This is a genomic window from Promineifilum sp. (SeqCode) (assembly GCF_041918635.1).
Taxonomy (GTDB): Bacteria; Chloroflexota; Anaerolineae; order Promineifilales; family Promineifilaceae; genus Promineifilum.
The window spans coordinates 1-9,129 of sequence record NZ_JAYRVJ010000743.1; the positions used below are offsets into that span (position 1 = coordinate 1).

Annotated in this window: 7 protein-coding genes; 4 read left to right on the plus strand and 3 right to left on the minus strand. The window is 63.4% G+C overall.

Annotation, left to right across the window (positions count from 1 at the left end; genetic code table 11):
- The 4 genes from ACE3UY_RS21530 to ACE3UY_RS21545 form a co-directional block, all read left to right on the plus strand.
- The coding region (locus ACE3UY_RS21530; RefSeq protein ID WP_374689532.1) for a hydroxyacid dehydrogenase at window positions 1-974 on the plus strand (974 nt) is incomplete at its 5' end.
- 9 nt (window positions 975-983) lie between these two features.
- The gene (locus ACE3UY_RS21535; RefSeq protein WP_374689533.1) at window positions 984-2,732 is read left to right on the plus strand and encodes an NAD(P)-dependent oxidoreductase; all 1,749 of its coding nucleotides are present in this window, start codon (window positions 984-986) and stop codon (window positions 2,730-2,732) included.
- Between the two features lie 108 nt (window positions 2,733-2,840).
- A complete protein-coding gene (locus ACE3UY_RS21540; protein WP_374689534.1) occupies window positions 2,841-3,308 on the plus strand; it encodes a nucleoside deaminase in 468 nt (155 codons plus the stop codon).
- A gap of 337 nt (window positions 3,309-3,645) precedes the next feature.
- Window positions 3,646-5,229, plus strand: a complete 1,584-nt coding sequence (locus tag ACE3UY_RS21545; RefSeq protein WP_374689535.1) for a hypothetical protein — start codon at window positions 3,646-3,648, stop codon at window positions 5,227-5,229.
- A 140-nt stretch (window positions 5,230-5,369) separates the two neighbouring features.
- Here ACE3UY_RS21545 and ACE3UY_RS21550 read toward each other — a convergent pair whose 3' ends face one another.
- The 3 genes from ACE3UY_RS21550 to ACE3UY_RS21560 form a co-directional block, all read right to left on the minus strand.
- Window positions 5,370-6,023, minus strand: a complete 654-nt coding sequence (locus ACE3UY_RS21550) for a hypothetical protein (protein ID WP_374689536.1) — start codon at window positions 6,021-6,023, stop codon at window positions 5,370-5,372.
- A gap of 186 nt (window positions 6,024-6,209) precedes the next feature.
- On the minus strand, window positions 6,210-7,175 hold the full coding sequence (locus tag ACE3UY_RS21555) for a DMT family transporter (protein ID WP_374689537.1): 966 nt from the start codon (window positions 7,173-7,175) through the stop codon (window positions 6,210-6,212).
- Window positions 7,176-7,195: 20 nt separating this feature from the next.
- The gene (locus tag ACE3UY_RS21560; RefSeq protein WP_374689538.1) at window positions 7,196-8,914 is read right to left on the minus strand and encodes a CocE/NonD family hydrolase; all 1,719 of its coding nucleotides are present in this window, start codon (window positions 8,912-8,914) and stop codon (window positions 7,196-7,198) included.
- Window positions 8,915-9,129: the final 215 nt, after the last annotated feature.

The window sequence follows — 9,129 nt, forward strand, 5'->3', positions numbered from 1 at the left end:
CAGAGGAGATCATCATGACCTACAAAATTCTTATCGCTGACAAATTGGGCAAACCCGGCCTGGAACGGCTGGACGGCATGGCCGACGTCGCCTATGACGTGCGAACTGGCCTGACGAAAGAAGAACTGATAGCGGTCATCCCCGCCTATGACGCCGTGATCATCCGCAGCGACACGCGCCTGGACGCCGACGTGCTTGCCGCCGCCACGCGCCTGAAGGTGATCGGCCGGGCGGGCATCGGCGTGGACAACGTCGACGTCGAGGCGGCCACGGCCCACGGCATCCTGGTGATGAACACACCCCACGCCAACAGCGTCGCCACGGCCGAACAGACGATGGCCCTCATCCTGGCCGCCCACCGCCACACGGTGAAGGCCCACAACTCACTGGCCGCCGGCCAATGGGTGCGCGCCGATTTCGTCGGCGCGGAGTTGTACTGCAAGACGCTGGGCATCATCGGCTTCGGCTACATCGGCCGGCTGGTGGCGCAGCGGGCCCAGGCGTTCGGCATGAACGTGGTGGCCTATGACCCCTACGTGAGCATGGACGCGGCGGCGCAACTGGACGTGTCGCTCCTGTCGCTGCCGGAACTGCTGGCCAAGAGCGACGTCATCACCCTGCACGCGGTGTCCACCGCGGAGACGAAGGGGATCATCAACGCCCAGACCATTGCCGGCATGAAAGACGGCGTCGTCATCGTGAATGTAGCCCGCGGTAAGCTGATCGACGAGGAAGCGCTGGCCGACGCCCTGCGCAGCGGCAAGGTCGCCACGGCTGCCGTGGACGTATATCAGGAAGAGCCGCCGACCCACAGCCCGCTGATCGGCCTGCCCAATGTGCTGCACACGCCCCACCTGGGCGCGAGCACCCAGGAGGCGCAGCGGCGAGTGGGCGTGGAGATCGTCGAGCAGGTGGCCGACGCGCTGCGTGGCGTGGCCTATCGCAACGTGTTGAACCCGCTGCCGGCTCTGTAGAGGCGCGCTGTGAATGAGAAGCAAATCCCCCGCGTCCTGGTATGCGAGCCGCTCCACGAAGACGGCCTGGAACTGCTGACCGCGGCTGTTGACGTGGACGTACGCGCCGGTCTGACGCCGGCTGAACTGTGCGTCCTTCTGCCCGACTACGACGGCCTCATCGTGCGCCGCGAGACCCAGGTGACGGCCGATCTGCTGGAATTCGCCTTCCGCCTGAAGATCATCGGGAGGGCCATGCCCGGGCTGGACAACATCGACGTGACGGCGGCCAGGGCGCGGGGGATCGAGGTCGTCAACGCCCCGGCGTCCAACACCCTGGCTATCGCTGAGCACGTCATGGGCCTGCTGCTGGCGATGGCCCGCCGGCTGCCCTGGGCGGAGACGAGCCTGCGCCAGGGGGCTGGCCGGCGTCCCCAGCACACCGGCATGGGCCTCTATGGCAAGACGCTGGGCATCGTGGGCTTTGGCCCGGAGGGGCGGCAGTTGGCCCTGCGCGCCCAGGCGTTCGGCATGAAGATCCTGGTCAACCAGCCCCACTTCACCCCCGAACTGGCGCTGGAGGCCAACGTCCGGTCGGTCGATCTCAACGACCTGCTGGCCGAATCCGACTTCGTCACGCTGCACACGCCGCTGACGCCCGAGACGCACTCGCTGATTGGCGCGGAACAGTTGGAGCGCATGAAGCCCAGTGCCTACCTGATCAACACCACCCATGCCCAGTTGGTCGATGAGGCGGCGCTGCTGGCGGCGCTGGACGACGAGTGCATCGCCGGGGCGGCCCTCGACGTGTTCGGCGGCGGCGAATCGCCGGAGAACCCGCTGGTGCAACACCCCCTGGTTATCGCCACGCCGCGCATCGCCGGCTTCACCGCCGACGCCGCGCGCGACGGGGCGATCACCATCGCCGAGAAGTTCCTCGACTTCTTCGCCGCCAACGTGATCGAACCCGTCCTGCCACTGCGCATTGTGCCCAGCGACAACGTGTTCCCACACGAGTTGTACGATCAGAAGCGCGTCGACCGGCTGGCGCAGGGCTTGCAGCGCACCGGCCTGCTGAAGAACCCGCCGCTGGTCATGCAGACCGACGACGGCTACATGGTGCTCGACGGCGCGACCCGCTCCACCGCCATGCGCCAGCTAGGGCTGCCCCACATGCTGGTGCAGGTTTTCCAGGCCAATACCGAGGGGCTACAACTGGAAACGTGGTACCACGTCATTCGCCAGATCGACCGGGCTGCGCTGATGGAACTGTTGCGCGGGCTGCCGGAGATCGAGTTGACGCCCACCAGCGCGCGGCAGGCCACCGAGGCCCAGATGGCCTACGGCGGCCTGTGCTACCTGCGCTTCGTGGAGGGGGACGGCTACCTGGTGCAGGCCAAGCCCGGCGTCAACCGGCTGGACGCGCTTAACAACCTGACCAGCGCCTACATCGACGCCAGTCTGACCTCGCGCACGCTCAGCCGCGACCTGGCCCAGCTGCAGCACGAGTTCCCGGACATGACCGCGCTGGTCGTCTTCCCGGTCTACTCCGTGGAGCAGGTCATCCAGTTGGCCTGCGCCGGGCGGCGGCTGCCGGCGGGCATCACGCGCTTCATCGTGCCCGGCCGCATCTTGCGGGTCAACGTTGACCTGGAGGTGCTACGCTCCGAGCAATCCATCCGTGAGAAGAACCGCTGGCTGCACGAGCAACTACTGGAGAAGCAGAAGAACGGGCAGATTCGGTTTTATGCGGAGCCGGTGTATTTGTTGGACGAGTAGAAGTTAGCAGTAAGCAGTGGTCAGTAGGGGCAGACCTGCGTGTCTGCCCCCGCTGCGTGTCTGCCCCAGCCTAAGCGTTCAGCGGGTTGGCGGTCAGTAGGAGGCGCTATGGATGAGAATGATGCGAAGTGGATGCGGTTGTCGTTCGAGGTGGCGCGGGAGGCGCGGGAGAAGGGCAACCATCCCTTTGGGGCGGTGCTGGTGGATGGCGCGGGGCGCGTATTGCTGAAGGGCGAGAACACGGTCGTGACCGAGCGCGATTGCACCGGCCACGCCGAGACTAACCTGCTGCGCGAGGCGTCCCGCGCCTTCGAGCCGGACTTTCTGGCGACGTGCACGCTCTACGCCAGCGCGGAGCCTTGCCCCATGTGCGCCGCGGCCATTTTTTGGAGCAACGTGCGGCGCGTGGTCTTTGGCCTCAGTACAGTCCGGCTCAACGGGATGGTCGGTGAGGTATCGGAAGACGTGATGTTCCTGCCCTCCCGCGAGGTGCTGAGCCGGGGGCGCAAGCGGATCGAGGTGGTGGGGCCGGTACTGGAAGACGAGGCGAGCGAGGTAGTCGCCGGCTTCTGGTAACGGCGATCGTTGTAGCGCGGGTTGGCAACCCGCCTCTTCGCGCCGACGGACGCGGGATACCATCCCGCGCTACAGCCTTATAGGGGTAGACCTGCGTGTCTGCCCCAGAGCAGCGCGTTTTGCCCCAGGGCGCACACGCAGGTGCGCCCCTACTTGACATCCCGGCCGGTAATCCTTACCCTTACGCCAAGCGCTCATTCAGGTGGGGCGCATCGGGCCTCTTCCCCTGAGCAGGCCCGTCATCGTGGAGGGTAATACGATGGGATGGCAATACAGTCAGGCGCGTTTGTGGTGGCTGCGGCGCGGGGGTTCATGGCGAGTTACTTGGGCGGTCTCGTTGGCGGTCGTCGCGCTCATCGTCCTGACCGCGGGCGCGCGCGCAACGAGGCTCGGCCAGACCGACGGCGACACCCAAATCCTGACTGAAGAAGCAAAAGGCGTCGCCACGCTGCCCCTCTTCGGAGGCGGTGAGGCGGTGTTGCGGTCGCCGCTGGCCGTATTCTACGAGCCAGGCGCCCAACGGCTGGTCATCTCCGCCGATGGGCTGCCGGGCGTACTGACTTCGGAGGCGGACGCGGGCGGGGTCGGCGTGACGAGCTGCGGCGACATGACCCTGCCGCCGTCCGTCCGGGCGCTCTGCCTGCAACCGCTCGGCCTGGAGCGCGTCGGGACGTACACCGGGACAGTGCAGTTGCTCCCGCCGGCGGCGAACCCCACTGAGGCGACCGAGGAGACGCCCGGCGGCGCGGTGAAGCTCTCCATCGTCGTGCAGCGCTCCCTCTTCACGTTCGTCGGCCTGGCGTTTCTGGGGACGCTGCTCAGCCACCTGGCGGCGTGGGTCGCTGCCGAGTACCAGCAGATCCGCCAACTCCGCGCCGAGTGCGCCGAGTTTGTGCGCCGGAGAGCGCCGAAGGCCAAGCGGTATCCGCGCTTTGCCTGCCCGGAAGAGGACGGCGAATCGAACGGCTTGAAACTGGTGGGGGTGGGCCAGCAGATCGACGAAGGGCAACTCAAGGAACTGCACCAGCCGGCCATCGTGCTGTGGCTGCGCTCGTTCCTGGGCAAGCGGCCGGACTACGACGCGCTCAACGAGGCGCTGGCCGAGGCGCGCGCCACCCGCGAGGAGTTCGACCGGCTTTGCCTTCAGGTGGACGCGCTCAAGAAGCTGGCCGGGGAGGTCAGCCGGCTCTACGGCCAGATCGGGGGCGACGGCAAGCCCGGCCTATGGGGCGTGCTGAAGGACGCCACGACGTTCGAAGATCAATCCGTCCCGTATAACGAGGTGGCGAAGCGGTTGAAGCAGGGCGGCGCGCTGGAAGCGCTGAGCCGGCGCTGGCTGCGGCTGGCCGAACACGTCAAGGCGCTGCGCCGCTGGCGCGAGGCGTTAATGACCGCGCCCGCGGCCGGCCGGCCCGTCGTGGTCGACACGTCGTTTCATCTAGCGATGGCGCAACGCAAGCTGGGCGCGATCAAGCATAACGCGGATTTCGGCGTCTTGCGCCCCGATCTGGACATCCAGGCCGCTTGGCGAACACTAGAAGAGCGAAGGCTGGAACTGCTGGAACAGCAAAAGCGGGAACGACCGCTGGAAGGCGCGACCCTGCTGTCGCCCACGTGGGCCTTGGGGCCTGAACTTCCCGCGCCGGCGTTGCTGCCGGAGTTGGAGAGGCTTTGGAGGAAGGTCAGCGTCGCCTGGGCGCGGTGGAGCCCGCGGCTGAACACGGCGACGCTGGTCTTGCTGGCGTCGCTGTCCTTTCTCGCGACCGTCCTGGTGGGCATACAGGCGCTCTACCTCGACAAGCCGTGGGGCACGCCGCTGGATATGCTCGTCTTGCTACTGTTGGGCGGCGGCATCCACGCCGGGCTGACGGGCGTGGCGGGGGCAGTCACGGGCAGCAAGTCCGAAGCCGCGGAAGCATGAGTGACACTGGCGTAGCCGGCGGTGAAACGGAAATGGGCCAGCTTGTGGGCTGGCCCATTCATTTACGAGAGCGACGGGGATCGGTCGCGCTCATATCAAGAGCCGGTCGCGCTCCTCGCGCCGATGCTCGACCGCGCCGGCTACTCGGCGACACGCACCTGCTGCCCCGTCTCGTCGGTGTGAACTTCATACGATTGGCCGGCCACGTCTACCATGATCAACCAGCCCGGCGTGATGGCCTGGAGGCAGCTTTCATCCGGCCGCCCCAATCCAAGGCAGCCATCAGAGAACTCAGCCGGCTCGACCGAGACTATCTGCACATCACCCAGGGCGACGCCCAACTCGCCCGCCAGGAATTCCTGGGCCGCGCCCACGGCCGCATCGGCCGCGCCATCGTCTTCCGGCGTCTCGACGGCGATACGCACTTGCTGGCCCGTCTCATCGGTGTGGACTTCGTATTCCTGCCCGGCCACGTTTACCATGACTAACCAACCCGGCGTGATGGCCTGAAGGCAGCTTTCTGCCGGCCCCCCCAGTCCCAGACAGGAGTCGGTGAACTCGGTCGCCTCAGCCGATACAACTTCAATATCACTCTCGGCCACGCCCAACTCACTCACCAGGTGGGCCTTGACTGCGGTAGTAATCGCGTCAGCCGGGCTGTCGGTTGCTGGCGTCTCCGGCGTGGCCGTAGCAGCCGTCTCTCCAGCGCCGGGTTCGGGCGCTGTCGGGCTGCAGGCAGCCAACAGGGCAATCAACAGAATGGATAGCGTCCCAAACAACTTATTGCTTGTCATCGTTTGTTCTCCTTCGGTCACTTTTGGCATAGCACCCGATGGTTTGCGTCTATCGGGGCGCTTGCTCTAATGGGACGATGACATCATTAGAAATGTTCCATTGGGTGTTCACGTAGTATCTGTGCAAGCGCAGGAACCATGCGGTCTGTCCTGTTCGCGACGCAGGTATTCCCGGGAGGATGTGTCTCAATCTATCCCGCCCTGTGATTCGTAGTTATACCCTACTTCCACTAGGCGTTCCCGCCGCTCTCGATACAAAATATATAACCCACTCCCCAGCGTCAGGGAGGCGCCCGCCAATGTCAGCCAGGTTGGCGCCTCGCGCCAAAGAACAAAGCCCCACATCACATTGATTGGCAGGGCTAAATATTCAAACGGGGCAACATCCGAGGCCTGAGCTACGCTGTAGGCGCGAGCCAGGAAATACATCCCCCCCGCCCAAACCAGCCCCAACCCGGACATGATGATCAAATCTAACAGAGGCGGCATGGTCCAGGAACGAAATAGAAAGGCAATGCTCGGATGAGCATCGGGGAAATCACCAACAGCGATAAGCAGCGGAGCCAAAATAAAGGTAGCCACCAGGTAGACCAGCGAACTATAGTAGGCCATCGTGGCGCTGCTATCTGTGGTTTGCAGTTTACGCGTGAGGATAGTGGCCAGCGCATAGAAGAGGACGGACAGCAAAATAAACAAAGACCCCATATTAAAGGATGCCAAACCCGGTCTGACAATCAGCAGCACCCCCATGAAGCCAACGAGCAACGCCAGCCAGTGACGTGGCCCAACCAGCTCGCCCAGTAGCAGCACCGATAAGATGGTGATCATCAACGGCCCCGAGAACTTAATGGCAGCGACTTCGGCTAACGGCAACGCCGCCAAGCCCATAAAGTGGGTGGTGTAGGAGAGAAAAAAGAAGATACCACGGACATATTCAAGCCTGGGCCGCGGCGTGGTTGGTAACCCTTTTCCCCCTTCATAGCGAAAAAGGAGCAAGGTGAGGGGTAGAGCCACCAGGCTGCGAAAGGTGACGATTTCCAATACGGGATAATCGCCGCCCATCCATTTCACGGCAATATCTTGAAGGGAAAAGATAAACATCCCTGTTACGAGGAAGGCCACTCCCCAGTAGCTGGAACTGGTTTTGCTCATATTCTTAACCGTTTAGTTGTTTACCTTTCAATAATGGGGAGAACCAGATGAGAGGGATGCGCGGCATCATGGAAAATGCGATGGATAGCCGGTTGGTATTGATCGGCCGTTTCGCTGGCAATGTCTCCCCCCGTGTTACTGTTGCGGTCAAAGCGCGGAAAGTTACTGCTCGAAACCTCCAGGCGGATGCGATGGCCTGGCAAAAACACATTGGCTGTGGTCCACAGGTTGAGCCGGAGTTCATAGAGTTCGCCCGGTTTGAGCAGTTCGGGCTCCGTGAATGAATGGCGGTAGCGCGCCCGCAGGATGCCCTCAGTCAGGATGATGGCACGGCCGTCGGGGTACACATCGACCAACTTGCCTGTAAAGTCCGTGTCACGCGCCGACGAGGCCACGAACAGGTGCAGTTCGATGGGGCCGATGACTTCGACCGGTCGATCCAGCACCGGCGTGCTGTACACCAGAACGTCGTCGCGCCATTCGACTTCGCGCTGGTCGCGCGGCCCCATCGCATTGCCGCCGGGCAAAATCACCTGCCCACCGACGGTTGGCGCCGGCCGCAAGGGATTGTACAGATACACATCGGGCGGTTCGTCACCCGGCGGCTCCGCGGACAAGAGGCCGTCGCCATGAAGCGTGTTCGCCTGTCCGCCACTGTGCAGGTAGTAGGGGCGATAACGGGTATCCGGCAGCGGCCAATCGGCGTCTGTGCGCCATTGGTCAATCCCCATCACGAAGATCATAACGGGCGGCTCTTCATCCACGCCGTTGTCCACGTCCTTCAGCCAGTGGTCGAACCAGCGCAGATGGATACCAGCCAGGTCGATAGCGGCGCTACTGGCGCCCGCCCCGAACTCCCGTTCCGGGAAACTGCCGCTGAAATTCATATGCGTCCAGGGGCCAATGATCAGACGCTGGTTCCGACGGGCGACTTCCGCGCCGCCTCGCTCCTTCATGCCCTTATAATTCTGGCAAGTACTCCACAGAAAGATGTCGTACCAGCCGCTGATGTTAAGCGCGGGCACGCCGATCTGCTCATATCCCGCCTGGGGTGAAGCGGGCAGCCAATAGTCATCCGCCGTTGGGTGTGCCAGCCAGTCAAGGTAGAAGGGTGCGTATTCTCGGATCAAGGGATGGGTGGCGAGCGGCAGTTCATTCAGCGCCCCATCCACGTCCAGACGGGTTTCACTCGCTAGCGGCTGCTGACCACGAGCGATATGGCGCTCGATTTCCGCCGGAACAATGTTGGCCACTACCCAACGGAGATCATGGAGTACCTTGGCCCCGCCCTGGTATGCGCAGCCCTCGTAGCTATCTGAGAAGGTGATGGCCGGAGCCATCGCCCGCAAGGCGGGGGGATTTTCACGAGCCGGAAGCCACTGCGTGCAACCCAGGTAAGAGCCTCCGAAGGTACCCAGGATGCCGTTTGACCACGATTGAACGGCGGTCCAGCTAAACATATCCACGCCGTCATCTGTCTCTTGAACATGCGGGGTGAACTTTCCCTCGGAGGCATAGCGTCCCCGCACATCCTGCGCCGCCACCGTGTAGCCGGCCTGCACCGCCCGGAAAATGTTGAAGACGTCGTCTCCGGCCAAGATATGGTCTTTGTTGTACGGTGTGCGGACGACCAGCACCGGTGTGGGGGGCGCGCCCTCCAGCCGATAGATGTCGGTTGCCAGCCGCACCCCATCCCGCATCGGGACCATGACGTTTTTTTCAATCAGAATCGTGGTCATTGGAATGCTCCCCACCTTACAGATCCCTGGGAGCGAATCGGGTTATTCCGGACTTGACCTGAGCCTCGCTACGTTGACAATGGGGACAATTTATCATCTGGGGTCAGAAAAGCAAAAGCCCTCGTACATTACGAGGGCTTGGCACCTTGAAGGGTGAGACTATAGGCTGTACGGGAGCGACGGGGATCGAACCCGCGATCTTCGGCTTGACAGGC